Genomic DNA, 23,309 nt, shown 5'->3' on the forward strand with positions numbered 1-23,309 from the left:
CATGAAGCAGTCGGTGCTGTCCGTCTCCCGGACCACCGGGAAGTTCACGTCGAGCGTGCGGATGCTGCCGTCGTTCCTGATCGCCGGGGCGCAGCGGTGCGGCACCACGTCGCTCTACCGGGCGCTGGCCCGGCACCCGCTGCTGCTCAAACCGGTGCTGCACAAAGGCGTCCACTACTTCGACGCCAGCTACGGGCGAGGTCTGTCCTGGTATCAGGGGCATTTCCCGCTCCGGGCGGCCGCCGCGCGGCTCGCCCGCCGCCACGGCACGCACCCGCTGGCGTTCGAGTCGTCGCCCTACTACCTGTTCCATCCGCTGGCCGGCGAGCGCATCGCCGCCGACCTGCCCGAGGTCAAGCTCATCGTGCTGGTCCGCGACCCGGTCGAGCGGGCGTGCTCGGCGCACGCCCACGAGCTCGCCAGGGGGTACGAGACCGAGTCCGGCTTCGAGCGGGCCGTGGAGCTGGAGGTGCCACGGCTGGCCGGCGCCGAGCAGAGCCTGCGGGCCCGCCCCTACTCCGTCCACCACTCGCACCGCCACCACGCCTACCTGGCGCGCGGGCGATACGCCGAGCAGCTCGACCGGCTGGAGCCGCTGTTCGGCCGCGAACGCATCCTGGTGCTCGACAGCCACCGCTTCTTCACCGAGCCCGAACGCATGTACGACCGGGTGCTGGACTTCCTCGGCCTGCCGCATCTGGGCTACCCGGCGTTCGAGCGGCACAACGGGCGGCCACTGCCCCGGCCGCTGCCCGACTCGGTCAGGCGAGCACTCAGGGACCACTTCGAGGTGTACGACACGCGGCTCACCCGCTGGCTGGGGGGTGACCCGTCGTGGCGCCGCTGACCGCACGCCTGGCGGGCCCGCTCGGGCAGGTGGCCAAGGGTGGCATCGCGGGCATCACCGGGGCCGCCATCAGCGCGGCGGCGCAGTTCCTGCTGGTGGTGGTCGTCACCAGGGCCTTCAGCGCGCACCAGGCGGGCACCTTCTTCACCGCCACCGCCCTGGCCCTCATGATCGCCGGAGTGGCCAAGCTCGACGCGGGCAACGGCCTCATCTACTTCATCGCCCGCGCCAAGACCTACGACTACCACGGCATTTCCGGATATATCCGGGCAGCTCTCGTCCCGGCGGTCCTGGTCGCCACCGCCTTCGGAGCGGTCCTCTACCCGCGGCTCGGTCTCCTGGCCGTGGCTCTGCCGGTGATGGTCGTCGCCGACGTCCTGCTCGCCGCCACCCGCGGCTTCGGCGCCATGCGTCCCACGGTGCTGCTCGACGGGATGGCGCTGCCCGCGCTCCAGTTCCTGCTGGTCGCCGCCGCGGCCGTCGCCGTCAGGCCGCAGTGGCTGCCGTTGGCGTGGGCGCTGCCGTACCTGCCGGTGGCGCTGCTCGCCGCGATCCAGCTACGCGGACGCCTGCCGCGTACGCCGTACCTGCCGGGAACCGGCCGCGACCTGTGGCGCTACACGGCGCCGCGCTCGATGGCGGGCGCCATCCAGGCGGTGTTCCAGCGACTCGACATCGTGATCGTCGCGGTGCTCGGCGGCCCGGTCCAGGCGGCCGTCTACACCGCCGCCACCCGGTTCAAGGTCGTCGGCCAGCTCGCCAACCAGGGCCTGGCGCAGGCCGTACAACCGAGGCTGGTCAGGGCGATGGCCGACGGCGAACTGGCGCGGGCGCGGGAGCTGTACCAGGCGGCGACGGTCTGGCTGGTGCTGCTCACCTGGCCGGTCTGGCTCGGGTACGCCGCGCTGGCGCCGTGGCTGCTGCGGCTGTTCGGTGCGGGGTACGACGCCGCCGTGCCGGTGGCGCTGGTCCTGGCGGGCACGATGATGCTGGCGACGGCGTGCGGCATGGTCGACGTCGTCCTGACCGCCGCCGGGCACACCACGGCCAGCCTGCTCAACCTGGTGGCCGCGATCGCCTGCACGGTCGTGCTGGACGTGGCGCTCATCCCGGCCCACGGCGCCTTCGGCGCGGTGCTCGGCTGGTCGGGCGGGATGGTCGTGAAGAACCTGCTCCCCCTCTGGCAACTGCACCACCGCTACGGCCTCCACCCCTTCGGCCGCCACAGCCTCCCGGCACTCCGCGTCCGCTCCTGGGCCACCGCATGACCGCTCCCATCCTGGTGACGGGCCTGCCCAGGAGCGGCACGAGCTGGACGGGCAAGATGCTGGCGGCCGGGGGCGACCTCGTCTACGTCAACGAGCCGCTGAACCCCCAGCATCCGCCCGGCCGCTGTCCCGGTGTCCTGCGGGCGCACGTCACCCACCGCTTCCAGTACATCTGCGATGACAACGCCGCCGACTGGCTGCCCGCCTTCCGCGACACGGTGGCGCTGCGCTACCGCTACCTGGCCGAACTCCGCGCCAACCGCTCGCCGTACGATCTCGCCCGCATGGCGCGCTACGGCACGGCCTTCACACTGGGCCGCCTGCTGGGCCGGCGCGCACTGCTCGACGACCCGTTCGCGGTGCTGTCGGCGGGCTGGTTCGCCGCGCGCCTGGGCTGCAAGGTGATCGCGCTGACCCGCGACCCGGTGGCGTTCGTAGCCAGCTGGCAGCGCCTCGGCTGGACCGTCTACTTCCACGAACTCCTCGAACAGCCCCTGCTCATCCGCGACCACCCCGAACTCCTGGCACTACGCGCCCTCGTCGGCTCCCAGGACCGCATCGCCAAGGCGGCGGCCCTGTGGCGGGTCACCCGGTCGATCCTCGCCCGTACTCCGGACATCCTGCTGACCTCCTACGACGCCTTGGCCGCCGCACCGGTCCAGGGCTTCCGTGAGTTGTACGCCTACGCGGGCCTCGCCTGGTCACCCACCGCAGAACGCCGCATCACCAGAGCCTGCACGGCCCCCGCCGGCAGTGGCAGCGCGTTCGCCTGGTCGGGCCTGACCCTGTCCCGCACGGCCTTCCGCCCCATGAACTCGCGCCGCGCCCTCGAAACGGCCACCCGCGGCCTGACCTCCGCGGAAGCGTCTCGCGTACGGGCGCTCACTTCCGCAGATTTCCCGGCCTGAGGTGCATGGGCAGGTCCACGGCCACCCCGCGGCCACGCAGCAGGACCCACACCAGCCTGGTCTGCACGATCGCCGCGATCACGAACGCGTAGATGTAGAGAAAGAGGTTCCCCACGAGCAGGGCGGGGACCGACAGCGGCAGCAGCGCGTAGATCAGCACCGGGCTCACCACGCCTGTCATGTCTCCGGCCATGTCGAACACCCCCGCCGCGATGGCCCCCATGCAGAACACGCCATAGCCCGTGGTCACCCAGAAGGCCAGGCGGCCGCGCGAATACCGGCCGGTGAACTCGGTGATCGTCTCGTCTCTGGCCCACGCGTTACCGCCGGCGGCACGGGGTCTGCCCCTGCTGAACCACCACAACGGCACCGCCTGCACCAGCCCGAGCCCGGTAAACAGGGCGACCGTCACCAGGTCTTCGAAACGGAGATCGGGCAGCAGGAACATCACCAGGCTGGCCGGGAACGCGATGATCGAGAGCAGCCTCGCGAACGTACTCGCGGCCGGGCTCACCATCACGAGGACGGCCAGCAGAACCAGCAGAACGCAGTAGACGAGCATCAGCAGGCCGACGAACCGGGCCCGGGTGGGTAATTTCACTGCGACACCCTATGGGCCCGCGAACCGGCGGCAGAAGGCCTATTCCCGAGTGGACCTGATGCTTCCTGAAGAGGCCCTTTTGCGCAGGCAGCCACCCAGCAGCCGGGCCGCGAACGGCAGGTCGTCGATCAGATAGCGCCTGGCCAGCCGTCCGGGCTCGGTCGCCAACCGGAACGCCCACTCCAGCCCCGCCCCCTGCATCCAGCCGGGCGCCCTGGGGACCGTCCCGGCGGCGAACGCGATCGCCGACCCGCACCCCACGAACCACGACCCCGGCAGATCCTGGCTCAGGCGCGCGATCAGCCGGTCCTGCCGCGGAAACCCGAGCCCGACGAACACCAGTCTCGGCCCCGCTCCCACGACCCTCCGCCGCACCCGTTCACGCCCTCCATCCCCGTTCTCGAACCGGAACGGCGGCGCGTCCACGCCGCAGACCTGCAGCCTGGGATAACAGGCGGTGAGCTCACGAGCGGCTGACACGGCCGCACCCGGCGGGCCGCCCAGGAGATAGATCGGCCACCCTCGGCGCGCGGCCAGCTTGCTCAACGACCAGATCAGGTCGGCCCCGGTGACCCGCTCGGGTATCGGCGTGCCGAGCAGCCGCGCCGCCCACACCAGCGGCATCCCATCGGCCACGACCAGGTCCGCGGAGTTGACGAGGTGACGTAGTTTGTCGTCCTTCTCGACGGCCCGGCAGATGTCGACGTTCGGCGTCACGATCCGGCCGCCCCGCCCGGCCTCCAGCTCCCCGTCCACGTGCTCGACGACCTGCCGCTCGGTCAGCGGATCGACGGCCACGCCCCCGACCACCACCCGCCCCGGCCTCTCCTTCTCCCCAGCCATCCCCCGCCCCTCTCCCGACGCCCCCATGAGCCCCTCTCATGTCGCTCCCCGGATCAGGACTCCTCGCGACGGGGGCAGGATGTGACGGTCCCGCCGGAGTACGGAAGAGCGCCATACCTCGATCCGCCCGCTCAGGCCGGACGCGAGACCACGGCATTGCCCTTCCCGCCTGCTCGCTCTGACGGCGGGACGGCGACACGGCCGGGTCGGGGCGCTCGGCCGGGCCACGAGGGGGCGACACCGCTGGCTCCGGCTGCTCGGTATGGCCGTGGGAAGGAGGTCTGGGGTAGGTCAAATGCCGTGCCCCCGATCGTGGAGCAGGGCGAGCACTGCCCGTGCCGAGATGAGGCCGGCGGCGACGGCGAGGGCGATCGGCGCGCGAGGTTCGCCGATGCGGGAGGCGAATGTACGGAGGGCCCAGCGTCCGGCCTCACGGCGCCGGCCCAACGCGGCGTGGTGGAAGGCGAGTTGGCCGTAGACCCGCGCTGCGCCTCGCGGATCCACGGCCAGTTCGGGGTGACGGGCGAGCATCCATTCCAGCCCGGCGATGCGGTCGGCCCAGCCGGCGACATAGTGGGAATTGCCCCAACGGATACGTACAAGTGGGCGATCGACGTTCGCGATCGGATGCCGCTTGGCGGCGCGCAGGGCCAGATCCCAGTCCTCGTTCTGCCCGGCCGGAGCGCTCTCGTCCACCCACACGGCGCCACGCCTGAACAGGAACGTCGACGAGTGCACCATCACCATGCGCGAACGCACCAGGTCGGCCACCGTGACCGTGTCGGTGCCCGCGAGCCTCGGCACCCGGCGCCGGCCGTACTCGACCTCGATGCCGCAGCTCACGAACTCGGCGCCGCCCTCGATGGCCCGCGCCTGCGCGGCGAGCTTGCCCGGCAGCCATACGTCGTCGTCGTCGCAGAACGCGATCAGCTCGGTGTGGCAGGCGGCGATCCCGGTGTTGCGCGCGCCCGGCAGACCGGCGCTGAGGACGTTGGGCAGGACGAGCACACGATGGTGGACGCCCGTGCCGTTCCGCTGCGCGGCCACGTCGGCCACCTGCTCGGCGACGGCGGCGGGATCACCACCGTCGACGACGATGGCCAGCGAGATCCGCCCGGGGTAGTCCTGCGTCAGGACGGCTCGGGTGGCCGTCCGCAGTTGTTCGGGCCGGTCTCCCCGGGTCGGGATCACCACACCGACGGACGGGCTCATGCGGCCCCCACTTCGAGAGGTACGGCCCACGCCACGACGTCGGCAACCGATCCACAAGGCACAGCTCGCACCCCGGCGTCGGCAACCGACCCACGAGGCACGACTCGCGCCCCGGTATCGGCAGCCGGTCCATGAGGTACGGCTCGCGGTCCGGTATCGCAGGTCCGAGGCGCGTTCATGCCATCGCCTCCCCGTAGCCGTACCTCAGCCGGAGCGGCCAGGTGAGGGCGGCGACCAGCCGCCGGTGGTGGCGCGACAGGCCGGATCTCCATGAGTCGTCCCGTCGAAGGTGGACCGGGCCGACGGTGAAGCGCATGGGGTTGCCCGAGGCGGTGTGGGCGGTGGTCAACCGGGCGGTCGTGCCGGTGAGGAACGGCAGCGCCGTGGTCAGGCCCAGGGTGTCGGCCAATGTCGCCAGGGCGGCCGCTGGGTCGGCCAGGAGGTCCTCGTAGCGGAGCCTCGTCACCTGGACACCGCGAGCGGAGAGGAGGTCCAGGGCGAGGTTCTGGGCCGTCCAGTGGGCCGCTGTGCGGGCGGGGCCCCAGCGGGTCATCGGGCGGCCGTCCTCGGGGCGTTCGACGGTCTTGCGCCAGGAGTGGGCGACGGCCCGCGGGTCTCTGACCACGTGGACCACGTGCACGTCCACCCCGGCCGCCGCCAGGCAGAAGGCCAGGGAGGCGTGTTTGCCGGAGTCGACGACGGCCGTCGCGCCGGCGGTGACGGCCGCGGCGTCGTAGAGGCGCTGGTAGGTGGCGGCGTACTCCGCCAGATCCGGGTGGGTGATGTGCGGGATCCTGCGCGTGCGGTCGACGCGGTGCCGCAGGGCGAGGACGCGTTCGGCCAGAGCCGGTGTCCATCCGCCGAACGCGGTCTCGCCGACTTCGCGCCAGAACGGGCAGGCCGGGAAGGGGGCGCCACATCCGCACGGCTCGCCGGCCAGCACACCTCTGGCCCAGAGGTGGACGACCTCGCCCAGGGGCGTAACGCCCGGGATCTCGCCGAGCAGTCTTTCGAGCAGCGTGGTGCCGCTACGGCCGAGGCCGCCCAGGTAGATCACTCTGGAAGCGGTCGAACGGTGAGTCACGGGGGAACGGCTTTCGCGCGAAGAATACGGAACGTGGAGAGGCTAGCGCGGAGAGTAATCATTCCATCCGTGAAACGGTAAAGGATCTACCTAAGTCCCACCGCGATCCCTGGTCAGCGCCACCTGCCGCCAAGCCACACAGAACACGCAAAAGCGGGCGCCCGGCCCACCGGACGCCCGCCTCGAACGACGTGACTACCGCACGTCCATGATCATGCCGGCCCCCACCGTCCCGTTCGTGGCCTCGTCCACCAGGATGAACCCACCGGTCAGCCGGTTACGCGAGTAGTCGTCCACGAACAACGGCTGGGTGATCCGCAACGACACCCGCCCGATCTCGTTGAGCGACAGCGAGGTCGCCGTCTCGTCCCGGTGCAGTGTGTTGACGTCGAGCCGATAGTGCAGGTCGCGGACGAGCGCCCGGGCAGTGCGCGTCGTGTGCTTGATCATGAGCTTGGAGCGCGGCGCCAGTTTGGTGGTGTCGGCCATCCAGCAGACCATGGCCTCGATCTCCTGCGCCACCTGCGGCTGGTTGTTGGGCCGGGCGATCAGGTCACCGCGCGAGATGTCGATGTCGTCCTCGAAGCGGAGCGTCACCGACATCGGCGGGAACGCCTCCTCCACCGGCCCGTCGAAGGTGTCGATCGAGGCGATCCGGGTGACCAGGCCCGAGGGAAGGTGGACGACCTCGTCGCCGGGCTTGAGCACGCCGCCCGCCACCTGGCCCGCGTAGCCGCGGTAGTCGTGGAAGGCGTGGTCGGTGGCCCGCTGCGGGCGGATCACGTATTGGACGGGGAAGCGCACGTCGACCAGGTTGCGGTCGGAGGCGATGTGGACGTTCTCCAGGTGGTGCAGCAGCGACGAGCCGTGGTACCAGGGCATGTTCTCGGACCTGGAGACCACGTTGTCGCCGTTGAGCGCCGAGATGGGGATGAACGTCAGGTCGGCCACGTTCAGCTTCGAGGCGAAGGCGGTGAACTCCTCGCGGATCTCCTCGAAGCGCTCCTCGGAGTAGTCGACCAGGTCCATCTTGTTCACGGCCAGGACCAGGTGGGGCACCCGCAGGAGCGTGGTCAGGAAGGCGTGCCGCCTCGACTGCTCCAGGACGCCCTTGCGCGCGTCGATGAGGATGATCGCCAGGTCGGCGGTGGAGGCGCCGGTGACCATGTTGCGGGTGTATTGGATGTGCCCGGGCGTGTCGGCGATGATGAACTTGCGGCGCGGCGTCGCGAAGTAGCGGTAGGCCACGTCGATCGTGATGCCCTGCTCCCGCTCGGCCCGCAGGCCGTCGGTGAGCAGCGACAGGTCGGTGTATTCGGTGCCGCGGTCGCGCGAGGTGCGCTCGACCGCCTCCAGCTGGTCTTCGAAGATCGCCTTGGAGTCGAAGAGCAGGCGGCCGATCAGGGTGGACTTGCCGTCATCGACGCTTCCGGCCGTGGCGAAACGCAGGATGTCCATAGGTTTAGAAGTAGCCTTCCCGCTTGCGATCCTCCATGGCGGCCTCCGAGGCGCGGTCGTCGGCCCTGGTGGCCCCGCGCTCGGTGATCCGGGTGACCGCGATCTCCTCGATGATCTCCTCCACCGTGGCGGCCGTGGACTGCACGGCCCCGGTGCAGGTCATGTCACCCACCGTGCGATAGCGCACCACCGCCTCGAACAGCGGCTCATCGTCGCCCCGCTTGACGACCTCGGAGTCGGGCAGCAGCATGCCGTCGCGCTCGAAGACCTTGCGGGTGTGGGAGAAGTAGATGGACGGGATCTCGATGCCCTCGCGCCGGATGTAGTCCCAGACGTCGAGCTCGGTCCAGTTGGACAGCGGGAACACCCGGATGTGCTCGCCCTTGCGGATCCGCGCGTTGTAGAGGTTCCACAGCTCGGGGCGCTGGTTCTTCGGGTCCCACTGGCCGAAGTCGTCGCGGAAGGAGAACACCCGCTCCTTGGCGCGGGCCTTCTCCTCATCGCGGCGGGCACCGCCGAAGACGGCGTCGAACTCCTGCTCCTCGATCGCGTCGAGCAGCGTGGTGGTCTGCAGGCGGTTGCGCGAGGCGCGCCGCCCCGTCTCCTCGACCACGCGCCCGGCGTCGATCGAGTCCTGCACGCTGGCCACGATCAGGCGGGCGGCCAGTTCCTCGGAACGGCGGTCACGGAACTCGATGACCTCCTCGAAGTTGTGGCCCGTGTCGACATGCATCAGCGGAAAGGGGATCGGGGCCGGCCAGAACGCCTTCTCGGCGATCCGCAGCATGACGATGGAGTCCTTGCCGCCCGAGAAGAGCAGACAGGGACGCTCGAACTCCGCCGCCACTTCACGCATGATGTGAATGGCCTCGGCTTCGAGTACGTCGAGCTGCGACGTCGTATAGTCGCGCTGGAGCATGGGGACTTCCTCCGGCCTTCAGCGGTGCAGATCCCGAATCCCGGCGAGCAGAGCAGACGCCAAGTCAGGTAGGGAAACAAGGATATCCGGTAGTGAGGGGTCAACCTGGTTGTAGGTCAGCGGCGAGCCGTCGATGCGACTGGCGTGGGCCCCGGCCGCCTGCGCGACGGCGACGGGCGCGGCTGAGTCCCACTCGAACTGGCCTCCGGCGTGCACGTACGCCTCGACCTCGCCGGTGAGCACGGCGGAGATCTTCGCCCCGGCCGACCCGATCGGCACGAGGTCGGCGCCGACCAGGTAGGCCAGCTTCTGCACGAACTCAGGCGGCCTCGTGCGGCTCACCGCGATGCGAAACCGGCCATTGTTGGCGGCGGGGTCGAAGGCGGGCAGCGTGGGCGGCTCGGCGGTGGTGAGCGTGCGGCCCTGCGCGGGCAGCGCCACCGCGCCGGCGGCCAGCGCGCCCCGGTCCCAGAGGGCCACGTGGACGGCCCAGTCGGCCCGGCCCTCCTCGGAGAACTCGCGGGTGCCGTCGAGGGGGTCGACGATCCACACCCGTGAGGCGCTCTGCCTGCGCGGGTCCAGCCGTTCCTCGCGGGTGGCCTCCTCGGAGAGCACGCAGTCGCTCGGCCGCAGCCGGGCCAGCGACTCCATCAGGAAGACGTGCGCGCTGCGGTCGCCCTCGGCCCGCAGCGCGGCCGCGTCACCGAAGCCGGTGCGTCGCCGAGTCTCCAGCAACCGCTCGCCCGCCTCCGTCGCCAGATCGGCGGCGAGGGCATGGTCGTCCCGAATCGTCATCAATAAGCTCCTTGCCCGCGGGCGACGGCCGACCAGGTCTTCCAGAGGATCTGAAGATCCAACATGAGAGACCAGTTCTCCACGTAACGCAGGTCGAGACGGACGGATTCCTCCCACGATAGGTCGGATCGCCCACTAACCTGCCACAGCCCGGTCAGTCCGGGCCGGACCAGCAGTCTTCTGCGCACGTCGTCGCCATAGCGGGCGACCTCTTCCGGCAGCGGCGGGCGCGGTCCGACCAGCGACATGTGCCCGAGCACCACGTTGATGAGCTGCGGCAGCTCGTCGAGCGAGTGGCGCCGCATCAGCGTGCCGAGCGGCGTCACCCGGGGATCGTTGCGGACCTTGAACAGCACGCCGTCGCCATCGCTGACGAGAGTGATCTTCTGCTGCTCGGCGCCGCGCCGCATCGTGCGGAACTTCACAATCATGAACAGCTTGCCGTCCTTGCCGACCCGGATCTGCCGGAACAGCGCCGCCCCGGGACTGGTCACGCGTACGGCCAGCGCCAGCCCGCCCAGCAGCGGCGCCAGGCACACCAGCAGCAGGGCGGCCACCACCCGGTCGAAGCCGTTCTTGACCAGTTGCCTGGCCCCCGCCAGCTCGGGGTGCTCGACGTGCAGCAGCGGCAGTCCGGCGGCCGGCCGGATCATCGTGCGCGGCCCGGCCACGTCCATCAGCGCCGGGGCGACCACCAGGTCGGTCCGGGTGCGCTCCAGCCGCCAGGCCAGCCGGCGCAGCGCCTGGCCGTCCATCTCGGGGCAGGCCAGCACGGCCACGGTGTCGGCGCCGGACTGGTCGACCACGATCGACACGTCGCTGAAACCGCCCGCGACGGGCACGTCCGCGATCCGCTCTTCGGGCGCGTCGTCGGGCAGGCAGGCGGCCACGACCTCCATGCCGTGGTAGGGCTCCCTGCGGAACAGCTGGACCAGCTCGGCGATCGCCGAGGCGTGCCCGACGGCCACCACCTTGCGCATGCACGCGCCCGCCGCCCGGCGCCGGTGCAGCGAGCGGCGCAGGCCATACCTGCAGAAAAGGGTGAAGAGTGTGACGAGCGGCAGGGCGAGGACCACGTAGCCGCGGGCGATGTCCGTCTTGGTCACGTAGGAGCCGATGGCCGTCGCGGCGGTCAGCGCGACGCCGCACTGCACGACGCGGCGGAACTCCTCGGAGCCGATGCCGATCATGCGCGGCTCGTAGGCCCGGTTGAACGCGACCGTGCAGATCCACAGCAGCGGCAGCGCCACGCTGACCGCGAAGTATGGCGCGGAGTAGGCGGTGAAGCCGCCGAACCTGACGTAGAACGCGGAGCCGGACGCCATGCCCGCGCACAGGAAGTCGCTGAACATGGCACGGATGCGATAGGCGCGTATCCAGGTAGGCAGGTAGGGGCTGACCCTCCTGGACCTGGCGTGGCCGGACCGGACTAGGGTCATCAGCCCCTCGCCGTCGCGCACGAATCCTCCACGTGACCGGTGATCTACAGACAGTCACCAGATCGTAGCGTCGGTGGAGGCATGGGAACCTACGAACGACCCAATGCGATGGTCAGCGAGGAGGGCCGGAAATGTGCAGATCAGCGCGGTGGAACTCGTTCTGCGTGACTTCGAGGCCGCGCTCCATCAGCGACTCCACCACGTCGGCCGCCCGGTCGACCAGGAAGGCCAGGTCCTTGCGCTCAGCCGTGGCGAAGTCCTTCAGAACGTAGGCTGCGGGATCCATCCGGCCGGGCGGGCGCCCGATGCCGAAGCGTACTCGCAGGTAGTCGCGGGTGCCGAGCACCTTGGTGATCGACTTCAGCCCGTTGTGGCCGTTGTCGCCGCCGCCGAGCTTGGCGCGCAGCGCGCCGTACGGGACGTCGAGCTCGTCGTGGACCACGATCAGCCGGTCGGGGGCGAGCTTGTAGAAGTCGGACAGTGCTTTGACCGGCCCGCCCGAAAGGTTCATGTACGTCAGCGGCTTGGCCAGCACCGCGCGGCTGGACTCCAGCACCTCGGACCGGCTCCGGTGCGCCTTGAACCGCCCGCCGGCCCTGGCGGCCAGCTCGTCGAGCACCATGAAGCCCGCGTTGTGCCTGTTGCCGGCGTACTCGGAACCTGGATTGCCCAGCCCGACGATCAACCAGCGGTCCATGTGTCTCCCTCACGCGAAACGGGGCAGCCATCGGCTGCCCCGTCGCCGAACAGCGGCGTGTTACTCGGCGGCTTCGTCGCTGAGCGTGGCGGCCGCGGCGGCCTCCTCGGCCTCGGCCGCGGTGGGCTCCTCGACCGGCTTGGAGATGACCTGGAGGATGACGGTCTCGGGCTCGGCGATCAGCGTGGTGCCCTTGGCCAGCTTGAGGTCGGCGGCGGTGATCACCGTGCCGATCGTCAGGCCCTCGACGTCGACCTCGACGCCGGTCGGGATGTGGGTGGCCTCGGCCTCGACCGAGACGGAGACGAGCTGCTGGTCGAGCAGGCCCTCGGAGTTGACGTCGCCGACCGTGGTGACCGGGATGTCGACCGTGACCTTCTCGCCCCGCCGGACCAGGAGCAGGTCGACGTGCTCGACGAAGCCCTTGATCGGGTCGCGCTGAACGCCCTTGGGCAGCGCGAGCTCGTCGACGCCGTCGCCCTTGAGGTGGATCAGCACGTTGGCGGTGCGGAGCGCGAGCAGCACCTCGTGGCCGGGCAGCGTCAGGTGCTTGGTGTCGGTGCCGTGGCCGTAGAGGACGGCCGGCACCTTGTTGTCACGGCGGATCTTGCGAGCGGCGCCCTTGCCGAACACGGTGCGCGGCTCGGCGGCGATACGTACTTCAGACACGACATCTCCTAGGGATGCAGTTCAGGATTTTGCGCTCCCCCTCACCCGCCCTAGCGGAAGGCGTTACGAACGCAACCCTCCAAGTCTACCGGCTCAGGTGTCACCCTCGAACAAGCTGGTCACCGAGCCGTCGGTGAACACCTCGGTGATCGCGCGGGCGATCAGCGGCGCTATCGACAGGACGGTGAGCTTGTCGAACCTGTTGGCCTGCGACAACGGCAGGGTGTTGGTGACGATGACCTCGGAGATCCGGGAGTTCTTCAGCCGGTCGACCGCGGGATCGGAGAACACCGCGTGGGTGGCGGCGGTGATCACGTTGGTGGCGCCCTGCTCGTAGAGGGCGTCGGCGGCCTTGCAGATGGTGCCCGCGGTGTCGATCATGTCGTCGATCAGCACGCAGGTGCGTCCGCGTACCTTGCCGACGACCTCGCTGACCTTCACCGAGTTGGCCACGTCGAGGTCGCGGCGCTTGTGGATGAAGGCCAGCGGCGTGCCGAGCGTGTCGGCCCAGCGCTCCGACAGCCGGACCCGGCCGGTGTCGGGCGAGACGATCGTGGTGGTCGCCAGGTCGAGCCGGTTCTTCAGGTAGCTCTCGAGCACCGGCATGGCGAACAGGTGGTCGACCGGGCCGTCGAAGAAGCCCTGGATCTGCGAGGTGTGCAGGTCTATCGACATGAGCCGGTCGGCGCCCGCGGTCTTGAACATGTCGGCCATCAGCCTGGCCGTGATCGGCTCGCGGCCGCGGCTCTTCTTGTCCTGTCTGGCGTAGCCGAAGAACGGCATGACCACGGTGATGCGCTTGGCGGAGGCCCGCTTCAGCGCGTCGACCATGATGAGCTGCTCCATGATCCACTGGTTGATGGGCCAGGTGTGGCTCTGGATCACGAAGGCATCGCAGCCGCGGACGGATTCGAGGTAGCGGGCGTAGATCTCGCCGTTGGCGAAGTCGATCAGCTTGGTGGGCGTGAGTGAGACGCCGACGTGCTCGGCGACCTCCTCGGCGAGCTCGGGGTAGGCGCGGCCGGAGAAGAGCATGAGGTTCTTCTCGCCGGGCTGCTTGATGCTGGTCATGAGATCTCCTTCGTCGGTCCCATGACCACGGTGCGGTTGTTACTGATGACCTCGACAAGCTCGGTCATTTGCCACTCTCCTGCTGTTCTTGCTTGGCCAGCGCCTTTTCCGCCGCCGCCGCCGATTTCGTACCCGCGCGCCGGCGCAAGACCCATTTCTCGATGTTGCGCTGTCGCGCCCTGGCCACGCCGATCGCCCCCGGGGGGACGTCGCCGTCGATGACCGAACCGGCCGCGGTGTAAGCGCCGTCGCCCACGGTCACGGGGGCGACGAGCATGGAGTCGCAGCCGACGAACGCGCCGTCGCGCACCGTGCTGCGGTGTTTGTTGACGCCGTCGTAGTTGACGAAGATCACGGCTGCGCCGATGTTGACGTCGTCGCCGATCGTGGCGTCGCCCGCGTACGACAGGTGTGGCACCTTCGACCGCTCGCCGACCTGCGTGTTCTTCATCTCGACGAACGTGCCCGCCTTGGACTTGTGGCCGAGCACAGTGCCGGGGCGCAGGTAGGCATAGGGACCGACGCTCGCCTCCGGGCCGATCTCGGCGTGGTCGCAGACCGCGTTGCGTACGACCGCGCCCGCGCCGACCTTGGTGTCGGTCAGCGTGGTGGCCGGCCCGACCTCCGCTCCGGCTTCGATGACGGTGTGACCGTGCAGCTGCGTGCCGGGGTGGACGACCACGTCGGGCTCGATCTCGACGCCGACGTCGATCCAGGTGCTGGCCGGGTCGATGATCGTGACTCCGGCCCGCATGTGGCCGTCGAGCAGCCGCTGGTTGAGCACCTTGCGGGCGGAGGCGAGTTGTACGCGGTCGTTGACACCCTCGACCTCGACGAAGTCGGCGGCGATGTGCGCGCCGACCCGGTGGCCCTCCTCCCGCAGGATGGACAGCACGTCGGTGAGGTATTCCTCGCCCTGGGCGTTGTCGGTGGAGACCCGTTTGACCGCATCGGCGAGCAGCAGCCCGTCGAAGGCGTAGATGCCGGAGTTCATCTCTTTGATGACGCGCTGCTCGGGCGTGGCGTCCTTCTCCTCGACGATCTCCAGCACGGCGCCGCCGGGGTCGCGGATGATGCGCCCGTATCCGGTCGGGTCGGGCACCTCGGCCGTCAGCACGGTGACCGCGTTGCCGTCACCAGTATGGCGTTCGAGCAGCCCGGCGAGGGTCTGCGTACGGAGCAGCGGCACGTCTCCGTAGGTGACGAGGACGGTGCCGGCGATCGTGCCGAGCTCTTCGAGCACGGTGCGGACGGCGTGGCCGGTGCCGCGCTGCTCCCGCTGGACGACGGCGCGCGCGTCGGGGCTCGACTCGGCCAGGTGCGCGCCGACCCGTTCGGAGGCGTGGCCGATGACGACGATGAGCCGTTCGGGACCTAGGTCGCGAGCGGCGGTGAGCATGTGATCGACCAAGGCACGGCCGCACATCTCATGCAGGACTTTGGGGGTTCGGCTCTTCATCCGGGTGCCCTCGCCTGCGGCGAGGACGATGACTGCGGCCGGGCGCGGCACACTCACGGACTGGGGCTCCCTGTGGCTGGGCGGTTCAGGGTCGCGGCTCTCGCACCGCCACCCTCCCGACACCGTGAGGATACCCAACGGACACTCACGCTTACTCGGCGGGAGAGCCTCCAAGCTCCCGGAAGAGGACTCGAACCCCTACAAAGTGGACCAAAACCACTTGTCCTGCCGATTAGACGATCCGGGACTAAATCGGGCACCGCAGTGCCCGACGCACTCCTACGATACCGATCCTTGGCCCACGCGCGCGCCACATAACAGACCACCCGAAAAGCCGCAAGGTAAAGAACCTACTCCTCTTCCGGGCAGAGAGTCGCCTTCGCCACACTCGCGGCTTAGGTCTTACTAACTTACGATGGCGTAGGTTACGGTGGCGTAGCCAGGACATTCGTTCTCATATATGTCGTGAGAGGTAGCCCATGACCGTTATCGCCGAGCGCACGTCCCCCGGACCGAAGCCCGACGTCGAACCCGAACCCCGGACCAAAGCCGAGCTCGTCACCTTCGCCCTCGTCGTGGGGCTCCCCCTCATCGCGATCGTGGCCGCGGTGCCGTTCGCGTGGGGTTGGGGGCTCGGCTGGACCGACATCGTCATCGCCTTCGTCTTCTATGTCGTGACCGGCCTCGGCGTCACCGTCGGTCTGCACCGATACTTCACGCACGGCTCGTTCAAGGCCAAGCGCCCCCTGAAGATCGCGCTGGGCATCGCGGGCAGCCTCTCGCTGGAGATGTCCGTGCTCGACTGGGTGGCCACCCACCGCAAGCACCACAAGTTCTCCGACAAGGAGGGCGACCCGCACTCGCCGTGGCGCTTCGGCCCCGGCTTCAAGTCGCTGTCCAAGGGTCTGCTGTACGCGCACATGGGCTGGATGTTCGACGCCGACCGGACCAACCGCGAGAAGTACGCCCCCGACCTGGTCAAGGACGACGACGTCGTCAAGCTGCACAAGTGGTTCGGCCCGCTGGCCCTCACCTCACTGTTGCTGCCCGGCATCCTCGGCGGCCTGCTCACCTGGTCCTGGCAGGGCGCGCTGACCGCGCTGTTCTGGGGCTCGCTGATCCGCATCGGCCTGCTGCACCACGTGACCTGGTCGATCAACTCGATCTGCCACGTGTTCGGCGAGGAGGACTTCCAGGTCCGCGACAAGTCGCGCAACGTGTGGTGGCTGGCCATCCCCTCGTTCGGCGAGTCGTGGCACAACCTGCACCACTCCGACCCCACCTGCGCCAGGCACGGCGCGTTGAAGGGCCAGATCGACCTCAGCGCCGAAGTCATCCGGATCTTCGAACGGCTCGGCTGGGTGTACGACGTACGTTGGCCGACCCCCGAACGCCTGGCGGCGAAGCGCATTGGATGACCCCGGCTCCTTGATGACCGGCCCTTTGATGACCGGTCAATCATCGAGCACCGCCATTATGGAAACCGTGACCGAACCCCGATCTCGCAGGCGCATGACTGGCAGGGAACGAAGAGAGCAGCTGATCCAGATCAGCCGTACGCTCTTCGCCGAGAAGGGGTTCGACGGGACCTCCATCGAGGAGATAGCGGCAACGGCCCAGGTCTCGAAGCCGGTGGTGTACGAACACTTCGGCGGCAAGGAAGGCGTCTACGCGGTCGTGGTCGACCGGGAGATGCAGAAGCTGCTCAGCATGATCACCGAGGCGCTGTCCGCCTCCCACTCGCTGATCAAGCTGGAGCGGGCCGCCCTGGCCCTGCTCCACTACATAGAGGAGAGCAGCGAGGGTTTCCGCATCCTGGTGCGCGACTCGCACGCCGCCTCGGGCACGGGCACGTTCGCGAGCCTGATCAGCGAGATCGCCAGCCAGGTCGAGGACGTTCTGGCCGACGAGTTCGTCTCTCGCAACTACGACCCCAAGCTGGCGCCGATGTACGCGCAGATGCTCGTCGGCATGGTGGCGCTGACCGGCCAGTGGTGGCTCGACGTGCGCAAGCCGGGCCGCGAGGAGGTCGCCGCCCATGTGGTCAACCTGGCCTGGAACGGCCTGACCGGGCTGAACCCGCAGCCGGCCATCACCGCGACCGGGCGCGCCCACCCGCCCGTCGCCGTGCCGCGCACCAGCGAGAAGGAGCTGCGCGAGCTGGAGAAGGCCCGCGACAAGGAGCTCAAGGAGGCCGAGAAGGCCCGCCAGCGGGAGCTCAAGGAGGCCGAGAAGATCCGGGTCCGCGAGCTGAAGGAGCGCGAGAAGCTGCTGAAGGACGCCGAGAAGGCCCGCGAGCGCGAGGAGAAGCTGCGCCAGCGGGAGGCTCGCCTGGCCGAACGCGCCGCCAGGCTGGAGCAGATTGACCAGGCAGAATAAGCCGTTGCCGGGTCGTTCACGTTCTGTTCAACCAAATGGGGCATATTTCTCATATGTCCGCGGAACCACTTCGTCCTGAGAGCGATCTCCCCCTGCCACAAGAGAGGTTCCTCAACCGCGAGGAGAGCTGGCTGCAGTTCAACGAGCGGGTGCTGGAACTGGCTGAAGACTCGGCCCTGCCCCTACTTGAACGCGTCCGCTTCCTGGCGATCTTCGCCAGCAACCTGGATGAGTTCTTCCGGGTACGGGTGGCCGGGCTGAAGCGGCGGATGGCCACCGGGCTGCTGCTCAGGACGAAGAGTGGGCTGAAACCGCGCGAGGAGCTGGCCCGGATCTCGGCGATCTCCGACGAGCTGGCCAAGCGGCACGCGGCGGTCTTCCACCAGCAGGTCTGCCCGCAGCTGGCCGCCGAGGGCATCGAGATCGTCAGGTGGGACGACCTGGGCCGCGAGGAGCGTACGGAGCTGCGCAAACTGTTCAGGGAGCGGATCCGGCCGGTGCTGACGCCGCTGGCCGTCGACCCCGCACACCCATTTCCGTATATTTCGGGACTCAGCCTGAATCTGGCGGTCCTGGTGAGGAATCCGGCGAACGATCACACCGTGTTCGCGCGGGTCAAGGTTCCTTCGCAGCTGCCCAGGTTCGTCACCGCGTCCAAGGACAGGTTCGTGCCGATGGAGGACGTCATCGCGGCACATCTGGGGCAGCTCTTCAAGGGCATGGAGATCGTCCAGCACCACGCCTTCAGGGTGACCCGCAACGAGGACCTCGACGTGGACGAGGACATCACCGAGAACCTCATGCAGGCGTTGGAGCGGGAGCTGAAGAACCGCCGCTTCGGCCCGGCCGTACGGCTGGAGGTCGAGGACACCATCACGCCCGAGGTGCTCGATCTGCTGGTCGAGGAGCTCGAAGTCGCGCCGCACGAGATCTACCGGCTGGCCGGTCCGCTCGACCTGACCGGGCTGCACGCCCTCGCCGATCTGGACCGGGCCGAGCTGAGCTACCGGCCGTTCGTCCCAAGGGAGGCCGTGCTGGCGGATGACGACATCTTCGCGGCGCTGCGCGAGCGGGACGTGCTCCTGCACCACCCCTACGACTCGTTCGCCACCAGCGTGCAGCGCTTCATCGAGGCGGCGGCCGAGGACCCGAACGTCCTGGCGATCAAGCAGACCCTCTACCGGACCAGCGGCGAGTCCCCCATCGTCGACGCGCTGATCGAGGCGGCCGAGTCGGGCAAGCAGGTCGTCGTGGTGGTGGAGATCAAGGCCCGCTTCGACGAGCACGCCAACATCGAATGGGCGCGCAAGCTGGAGAAGGCCGGCTGCCACGTGGTCTACGGCGTGGTCGGGCTGAAGACGCACTGCAAGCTGGCCCTGGTCGTACGGCAGGAGCCGTCCGGCGAGCTGCGCCGCTACTGCCACATCGGAACGGGCAACTACAACCCCAAGACGGCCAGGCAGTACGAGGATCTCGGCCTGCTCACCGCGGACCCGCTGGTCGGCGAGGACGTCACGGACCTGTTCATCCACCTGACCGGCTACTCCAACCACTCGGCCTACCGCAGGCTGCTCGTCGCCCCGCACTCGCTGCGCGGCGGCCTGATGGCCAGGATCGAGCGGGAGATCGCCCACCAGGAGGCGGGCCGTCCCGCGCGCATCAGGATCAAGACGAACTCTCTGGTGGACGAGCCGCTCATCGACGCCCTCTACCGGGCGTCGCGGGCTGGCGTGCAGGTGGACCTGTGGGTGCGGGGCATCTGCACCCTCCGCCCAGGCATTCCGGATCTGTCGGAGAACATCCGCGTACGGTCGATACTCGGCCGTTTCCTGGAGCACTCCCGGATCTACGAGTTCGGCCTGGGCCGGCGGCCCGAGGTGTGGATCGGCAGCGCCGACCTGATGCGCCGCAACCTCGAACGCCGGGTCGAGTCCCTGGTCAAGGTGACCAGCCAGCAGCACAGGGCGTACCTCATCGAGCTGATGGACTTCGCCACCGCTGACACGACGAGCGCGTGGCAGCTGAACTCCGACGGAACCTGGGTGCGACATCCGGGCGAGGACCTGCAGAGCCATCTGATCGGCACCCGCCGCTGGAGGACCGTTGATGACTGACCCGCTCCGTGCCGCCGGAGCCGTGGTGTGGCGTGGTGACGAGCGCCGCCCCGAGGTGGCCGTCATCCACCGCCCGGCCTACGACGACTGGACCTTCCCCAAGGGCAAGCTGAAACACGGCGAGCACGTGATCACCGCCGCGCTGCGCGAGGTACGCGAGGAGACGGGCCTGGTCACGGCGCTCGGCCGCGCCCTGCCGCCGGTCCATTACCTGATCACGGACCGGCTCAAGCGGGTCGACTACTGGGCGGCCCAGGCCACGCCCGAGAGCGTGGCGTTCACCCCCGGCGACGAGGTGGACGAGTTGCGCTGGCTGTCGCTCGACCGCGCCCGCGAGCTCCTGACCTGGGAGTGGGACGCGGGCCTGCTCCACTCGCTGGAGGCGGCGCCGCTGGAGACCGTCCCGCTCGTCCTGATACGTCATGGCTCCGCGGGCTCCAGGCAGGCGTGGAAGGGCGATGACGCGCTGCGCCCCCTCGACACGGACGGCAGGGCGCAGGCCGAGACCATCGCCCGAGTGCTGCCCGCCTACCGTCCCGAGGTCCTGGTGAGCTCGCCCAGCCTCAGGTGCGTTCAGACGCTCCAGCCGTACAGCGCGGACATCAGGACCGAGCCGCTGCTCAGCGAGGAGCACCACGACCCGGACAAGACGACCGCGCTGGTCGAGGAGCTCAGGACGGCGGCGGCCGTGTGCAGCCACGGCAAGGTGCTGCCCGACCTGATCCAGTCGCTCAGCGGCAAGGACGTGAACCTGCGCAAGGGGGCGTTCGCCGTCCTGCACCGGCTGGGCGAGCGGGTCGTCAGCGTGGAGCGCTACCCGACGTGACCGGTCACCAGGTGACGGGCAGTTCGGCGACCCCTTCGGTGATCCGGCCCTCGTTGCGCCGCAGCTCGTCGAACGGCACGGCCACCCGCAGGTCGGGGAAGCGCCGGTAGAGCCGGCTGAACACCGCCTCCAGCTCGACCCTGGCCAGGCTGGCGCCGATGCAGTAGCGCGGGCCGTACCCGAAGCTCAGGTGCGGGTCACTGGACGTCCTGCCCACGTCGAAGGTGTCGGGGTCGGGGTAGATCCGCTCGTCCCTGTTGGCCGCGCCGGGCATGATCAGCACGGCCTCGCCCCTGTGGATCGTGACGCCGCCGATCTCGATGTCGTCGTGGGCGTAGCGGGGCAGGCCGTGCAGGCTGGGCGAGGCCATGCGGAGGATCTCCTCGACGGCGGCGGGCGCCCGCCCGGGGTCGGCCTTGAGCAGCGCGAGCTGGTCGGGATTGGCCTCTAGGAACAGCACGCCGTAGTCGATGCGGTTCACCGTGGTCTCATGTCCGGCGAACAGCAGCCCGCCGGCCAGCTGGGCGATCCTGCCGTCGTCGTCCAGCACGTCGGCCAGGTCGGACAGGACGTCCTCGCCGGGATCGTGCCGCTTGCGCTCGATGAGCCCGGCCATGTACGCGCTCAGCTCCTCGCGCGCCGCTATGCCCTTGGCCTCGTCCGTGACGTCACCCATGCGGGCGGAGACGCCGCTGAAGTAGTCCCGGTCCTCGAAGGGGACGCCGAGCAGCTGGCAGATGACCAGTACGGGGAGCGGGAAGGACAGCTCGGCGTGCAGGTCGGCGGGCGGCGTCAGGCCGGCCAGGTGCTCCAGCCGCTCGTCGACCAGGGCGCCCACGTGGTCGCCGAGCGCCTTCATCCGGCGGGCGGAGAACGAGGGCATGAACAGCTTGCGCATCCGCTCGTTGTCGGCCTTCTCGGTCGCGCTCTCGCCCTGGGGGCCGCCGAGCAGCGCGGAGCCGGAGACGCGGGCGGCCTTCTCCGGTTCGGGGTGCGAGCGCCCGAGCCGGGAGTCGGCGAACAGCTTGCGGGCGTCCTCGTAGCCGCTGACGAGCCAGACCTCACCGCCCACCCGGGTCCGTACCCGGGTGATGCCCTTCTCGGCCCGCAGCTCCCGATAGGCCGCGGGGACCTCGAGCGCGTCATGTCGGTCGAAAGGTATGACTGGTAAGTCACTCATAGTAGTTTCCCGATGGCTTGCACTGTTTCGGCCCAGACTCTGGGGAAGTCCGCGTGTGCTCGCTCCGCCGTGCCGCGTTCGAGGCCGATGAGCAGGCCGTAGGTGAAGGTGTCCTCGCCTGCCTGCCGCGCGGTCTCCGCCTCCTTGGCCAGCGTCTCCTGCGCCACCACACCGTCCTGGTGCGCTCCGAGCACCTCCTGCACGGCCGCGGCGTGCTTGGCCAGCTTGGCCATGCTCTTGCCGAGCGTGGGCTGGAGGGCCTCGGCGGTGTAGCGGGCGCGTTTGGCCGCCTTGCGTACGTCGTGCATGGCGATCTCGCGGCGCTCGAGGTCGGAGATCGCCTGGGCGGTGTCGTAGGCCTTGGTCACCCGGTCCCAGTTGCCGGCGGCCACGTCACTGAGCTTGTCCTGTGCCGGTTTCGCCGCGGCCTTGGTCAGCCTCGGCGTGGCCGTCATCGTGTCGAGGGCGTCGAGCAGCGCGTAGTAGCGCTCGCCGCTGAGGGTCTCCTTGATGCGCTCGTACGCCTCGTGCTCGCGCGCGAGCAGGTCCTCGCCGAGCCTGGCCACGATGGGGCCGGTGACCAGTTCGGGGGCCAGCACCGCCAGCTCGCGGGCGAACCTGGCTCTGATCACCTCCAGGTCCCGGGCCTCGCCGAGCACGGCGCCCAGCCAGCGCAGCTCGTCCTGGACTCGCTTCGTGCCGGTGATGACGGTGTCGAACGCCTTGAGCGCGCTCCGCAGCCTGCGGGCGGCGACGCGCATCTGGTGGACGGCGTCCTCTTCCGCTCTGCGTACTCGGGGATCTTGTGAGAGGAGGGCTGTTACCTGGCTTGCCAGGTAGTTCACGATGACTTGGCCTGCCGTGCCGTCTTTTGTCAGGGCCTGGGCGGGGGGTGGGGGTTCGAGGAGTCTGGCGAGCTTGCTGGCCGCCACTGCCGGGGTGGCGCCGGCCTTCATGAGCCGCTTGCCGATCTTGGCGAGCAGGGCCTGGTCACCTTCGAGCAGCTCCGCCTCGACCTCGCGCCACCGCACGACGTCCGTTTTTTCTGACGCGACCGGCTCGTCTGGCTTCTTGGTGTAGACCGTGCCCTTGACCCGGTCGTCGGCGATCTCGACCAGCGGGGTCGGGCCGTCGTGCAGCAGTGAGACGGTCCTGCGGGTGTCGAGCTCGGCCACCACCTGGAGTTCGGCGCCGCGGGTGTAGGCGCGGACGAGTTCGGCCAGTTCGGGGGGCACGACCTTGGTGCTCCGGGTGAGCGGGTGGGTGATCTCCTGACGGACGCCCTTGGCCTTGGGCAGCTTCAGATGCCAGCCCGCGTCGTCACCGCCGCGTCTTCGGCGGAGGGTGATGCCCCGGGTCGCCAGCCGCAGATCGGGCGTGTCGTAGTAGAGCGCCACGAGCTGATAGCTCTTCGGGCCCGAGATCTCCCCAAGCTTGCTCAGGTCGGGTACCGCGTAGTCGGGGGGAACGTCGAACTTGTCCTCGATTTCGATGCCCACAGCACCTCACAGCCTTGGCCGATTTGGACAATCATGCCACC

At 69.3% G+C, this 23,309-nt stretch carries 21 protein-coding genes and 1 tRNA gene; 7 read left to right on the forward strand and 15 right to left on the reverse strand.

The features are described 5' to 3' along the window. Position 1: 1 nt before the first annotated feature. Genes ACGFNP_RS32945 through ACGFNP_RS32955 form a run of 3 tightly spaced genes read left to right on the forward strand, consistent with a single transcriptional unit; the run spans position 2 to position 3,023 of the window. Positions 2–847, forward strand: coding sequence for a sulfotransferase domain-containing protein (locus ACGFNP_RS32945; protein ID WP_358328889.1), 846 nt, complete (start codon positions 2–4; stop codon positions 845–847). Then, positions 835–2,115, forward strand: a complete 1,281-nt coding sequence (locus ACGFNP_RS32950; protein ID WP_393325332.1) for a lipopolysaccharide biosynthesis protein — start codon at positions 835–837, stop codon at positions 2,113–2,115. Before ACGFNP_RS32945 ends, ACGFNP_RS32950 begins: the two co-directional genes overlap by 13 nt. Further along, positions 2,112–3,023 (forward strand): sulfotransferase, encoded by a 912-nt coding sequence (locus ACGFNP_RS32955; RefSeq protein ID WP_358328299.1) that lies wholly within the window; start codon positions 2,112–2,114, stop codon positions 3,021–3,023. The genes ACGFNP_RS32950 and ACGFNP_RS32955 overlap by 4 nt, the downstream gene beginning before the upstream one ends. Here ACGFNP_RS32955 and ACGFNP_RS32960 read toward each other — a convergent pair. The 13 genes from ACGFNP_RS32960 to ACGFNP_RS33020 all read right to left on the reverse strand — a co-directional run bounded on the left by ACGFNP_RS32960 (position 2,998) and on the right by ACGFNP_RS33020 (position 15,517). After that, on the reverse strand, positions 2,998–3,624 hold the full coding sequence (locus ACGFNP_RS32960) for a hypothetical protein (protein ID WP_393325334.1): 627 nt from the start codon (positions 3,622–3,624) through the stop codon (positions 2,998–3,000). The two genes, ACGFNP_RS32955 and ACGFNP_RS32960, sit on opposite strands and share 26 nt — an antisense overlap. Positions 3,625–3,663: 39 nt before the next feature. Further along, a complete protein-coding gene (locus ACGFNP_RS32965; RefSeq protein ID WP_358328293.1) occupies positions 3,664–4,467 on the reverse strand; it encodes a WecB/TagA/CpsF family glycosyltransferase in 804 nt (267 codons plus the stop codon). Positions 4,468–4,758: 291 nt separating this feature from the next. Further along, positions 4,759–5,679, reverse strand: a complete 921-nt coding sequence (locus ACGFNP_RS32970; RefSeq protein WP_393325336.1) for a glycosyltransferase family 2 protein — start codon at positions 5,677–5,679, stop codon at positions 4,759–4,761. 175 nt (positions 5,680–5,854) lie between these two features. Further along, positions 5,855–6,763 carry a sulfotransferase gene (locus tag ACGFNP_RS32975; RefSeq protein WP_393325338.1) on the reverse strand — a complete coding sequence of 303 codons (909 nt, stop codon included), beginning with the start codon at positions 6,761–6,763 and terminating at the stop codon, positions 5,855–5,857. A gap of 195 nt (positions 6,764–6,958) precedes the next feature. Continuing rightward, the gene (gene cysN / locus ACGFNP_RS32980; RefSeq protein ID WP_358328284.1) at positions 6,959–8,221 is read right to left on the reverse strand and encodes a sulfate adenylyltransferase subunit CysN; all 1,263 of its coding nucleotides are present in this window, start codon (positions 8,219–8,221) and stop codon (positions 6,959–6,961) included. A 4-nt stretch (positions 8,222–8,225) separates the two neighbouring features. After that, positions 8,226–9,140 (reverse strand): sulfate adenylyltransferase subunit CysD, encoded by a 915-nt coding sequence (gene cysD, locus ACGFNP_RS32985; RefSeq protein WP_358328281.1) that lies wholly within the window; start codon positions 9,138–9,140, stop codon positions 8,226–8,228. 18 nt (positions 9,141–9,158) lie between these two features. Then, entirely contained in the window at positions 9,159–9,935 is a 777-nt protein-coding gene (locus ACGFNP_RS32990; protein ID WP_393325341.1) for an inositol monophosphatase family protein, read from the reverse strand. Continuing rightward, a complete protein-coding gene (locus ACGFNP_RS32995) occupies positions 9,935–11,374 on the reverse strand; it encodes a sugar transferase (RefSeq protein ID WP_393326240.1) in 1,440 nt (479 codons plus the stop codon). Before ACGFNP_RS32995 ends, ACGFNP_RS32990 begins: the two co-directional genes overlap by 1 nt. Before the next feature lie 112 nt (positions 11,375–11,486). Continuing rightward, on the reverse strand, positions 11,487–12,071 hold the full coding sequence (pth, locus tag ACGFNP_RS33000; RefSeq protein ID WP_358328274.1) for an aminoacyl-tRNA hydrolase: 585 nt from the start codon (positions 12,069–12,071) through the stop codon (positions 11,487–11,489). Between the two features lie 60 nt (positions 12,072–12,131). Further along, a complete protein-coding gene (locus tag ACGFNP_RS33005) occupies positions 12,132–12,740 on the reverse strand; it encodes a 50S ribosomal protein L25/general stress protein Ctc (RefSeq protein WP_358328271.1) in 609 nt (202 codons plus the stop codon). A 93-nt stretch (positions 12,741–12,833) separates the two neighbouring features. Further along, the gene (locus ACGFNP_RS33010; protein ID WP_219534033.1) at positions 12,834–13,811 is read right to left on the reverse strand and encodes a ribose-phosphate diphosphokinase; all 978 of its coding nucleotides are present in this window, start codon (positions 13,809–13,811) and stop codon (positions 12,834–12,836) included. A 64-nt stretch (positions 13,812–13,875) separates the two neighbouring features. After that, the gene (glmU, locus tag ACGFNP_RS33015; protein WP_358328268.1) at positions 13,876–15,327 is read right to left on the reverse strand and encodes a bifunctional UDP-N-acetylglucosamine diphosphorylase/glucosamine-1-phosphate N-acetyltransferase GlmU; all 1,452 of its coding nucleotides are present in this window, start codon (positions 15,325–15,327) and stop codon (positions 13,876–13,878) included. 118 nt (positions 15,328–15,445) lie between these two features. Beyond that, positions 15,446–15,517, reverse strand: a tRNA-Gln gene (locus ACGFNP_RS33020). A 232-nt stretch (positions 15,518–15,749) separates the two neighbouring features. On the opposite strand from ACGFNP_RS33020, the gene ACGFNP_RS33025 reads away from it, so the two are divergent. Genes ACGFNP_RS33025 through ACGFNP_RS33040 form a run of 4 tightly spaced genes read left to right on the forward strand, consistent with a single transcriptional unit; the run spans position 15,750 to position 20,589 of the window. After that, positions 15,750–16,688, forward strand: coding sequence for an acyl-CoA desaturase (locus ACGFNP_RS33025; RefSeq protein WP_393325345.1), 939 nt, complete (start codon positions 15,750–15,752; stop codon positions 16,686–16,688). 58 nt (positions 16,689–16,746) lie between these two features. Continuing rightward, entirely contained in the window at positions 16,747–17,649 is a 903-nt protein-coding gene (locus ACGFNP_RS33030) for a TetR family transcriptional regulator (protein WP_393325347.1), read from the forward strand. A gap of 53 nt (positions 17,650–17,702) precedes the next feature. Further along, the gene (locus ACGFNP_RS33035) at positions 17,703–19,763 is read left to right on the forward strand and encodes an RNA degradosome polyphosphate kinase (protein WP_358328262.1); all 2,061 of its coding nucleotides are present in this window, start codon (positions 17,703–17,705) and stop codon (positions 19,761–19,763) included. Continuing rightward, on the forward strand, positions 19,756–20,589 hold the full coding sequence (locus ACGFNP_RS33040; RefSeq protein ID WP_393325349.1) for an NUDIX domain-containing protein: 834 nt from the start codon (positions 19,756–19,758) through the stop codon (positions 20,587–20,589). Before ACGFNP_RS33035 ends, ACGFNP_RS33040 begins: the two co-directional genes overlap by 8 nt. 4 nt (positions 20,590–20,593) lie before the next feature. Here the strand turns inward: ACGFNP_RS33040 and ACGFNP_RS33045 are convergent, their stop codons facing one another. Both ACGFNP_RS33045 and ACGFNP_RS33050 read right to left on the reverse strand, forming a co-directional pair. Beyond that, a complete protein-coding gene (locus ACGFNP_RS33045) occupies positions 20,594–21,769 on the reverse strand; it encodes a cytochrome P450 (protein ID WP_393325351.1) in 1,176 nt (391 codons plus the stop codon). Beyond that, the gene (locus ACGFNP_RS33050; RefSeq protein ID WP_393325353.1) at positions 21,766–23,268 is read right to left on the reverse strand and encodes a CHAD domain-containing protein; all 1,503 of its coding nucleotides are present in this window, start codon (positions 23,266–23,268) and stop codon (positions 21,766–21,768) included. The genes ACGFNP_RS33045 and ACGFNP_RS33050 overlap by 4 nt, the downstream gene beginning before the upstream one ends. Between the last annotated feature and the right edge of the window lie 41 nt (positions 23,269–23,309).

The organism is Nonomuraea sp. NPDC049269 (genome assembly GCF_043197155.1).
Taxonomy (GTDB): Bacteria; Actinomycetota; Actinomycetes; order Streptosporangiales; family Streptosporangiaceae; genus Nonomuraea.

What these genes read in the sequence shown, in the direction of transcription:
- ACGFNP_RS32945 (WP_358328889.1), top strand. Translation starts at nt 2, where the DNA reads ATGAAGCAGTCGGTGCTGTCCGTCTCCCGGACCACCGGGAAGTTCACG.
- ACGFNP_RS33035 (WP_358328262.1), top strand. Translation starts at nt 17,703, where the DNA reads ATGTCCGCGGAACCACTTCGTCCTGAGAGCGATCTCCCCCTGCCACAA.
- ACGFNP_RS32965 (WP_358328293.1), bottom strand. Translation starts at nt 4,467, where the DNA reads ATGGCTGGGGAGAAGGAGAGGCCGGGGCGGGTGGTGGTCGGGGGCGTG.
- ACGFNP_RS32970 (WP_393325336.1), bottom strand. Translation starts at nt 5,679, where the DNA reads ATGAGCCCGTCCGTCGGTGTGGTGATCCCGACCCGGGGAGACCGGCCC.
- cysD (WP_358328281.1), bottom strand. Translation starts at nt 9,140, where the DNA reads ATGCTCCAGCGCGACTATACGACGTCGCAGCTCGACGTACTCGAAGCC.
- ACGFNP_RS33045 (WP_393325351.1), bottom strand. Translation starts at nt 21,769, where the DNA reads ATGAGTGACTTACCAGTCATACCTTTCGACCGACATGACGCGCTCGAG.
- ACGFNP_RS32995 (WP_393326240.1), bottom strand. Translation starts at nt 11,374, where the DNA reads ATGACCCTAGTCCGGTCCGGCCACGCCAGGTCCAGGAGGGTCAGCCCC.
- ACGFNP_RS33025 (WP_393325345.1), top strand. Translation starts at nt 15,750, where the DNA reads ATGACCGTTATCGCCGAGCGCACGTCCCCCGGACCGAAGCCCGACGTC.
- cysN (WP_358328284.1), bottom strand. Translation starts at nt 8,221, where the DNA reads ATGGACATCCTGCGTTTCGCCACGGCCGGAAGCGTCGATGACGGCAAG.
- ACGFNP_RS33030 (WP_393325347.1), top strand. Translation starts at nt 16,747, where the DNA reads ATGGAAACCGTGACCGAACCCCGATCTCGCAGGCGCATGACTGGCAGG.
- ACGFNP_RS32955 (WP_358328299.1), top strand. Translation starts at nt 2,112, where the DNA reads ATGACCGCTCCCATCCTGGTGACGGGCCTGCCCAGGAGCGGCACGAGC.
- ACGFNP_RS33040 (WP_393325349.1), top strand. Translation starts at nt 19,756, where the DNA reads ATGACTGACCCGCTCCGTGCCGCCGGAGCCGTGGTGTGGCGTGGTGAC.
- ACGFNP_RS32990 (WP_393325341.1), bottom strand. Translation starts at nt 9,935, where the DNA reads ATGACGATTCGGGACGACCATGCCCTCGCCGCCGATCTGGCGACGGAG.
- pth (WP_358328274.1), bottom strand. Translation starts at nt 12,071, where the DNA reads ATGGACCGCTGGTTGATCGTCGGGCTGGGCAATCCAGGTTCCGAGTAC.
- ACGFNP_RS33010 (WP_219534033.1), bottom strand. Translation starts at nt 13,811, where the DNA reads ATGACCAGCATCAAGCAGCCCGGCGAGAAGAACCTCATGCTCTTCTCC.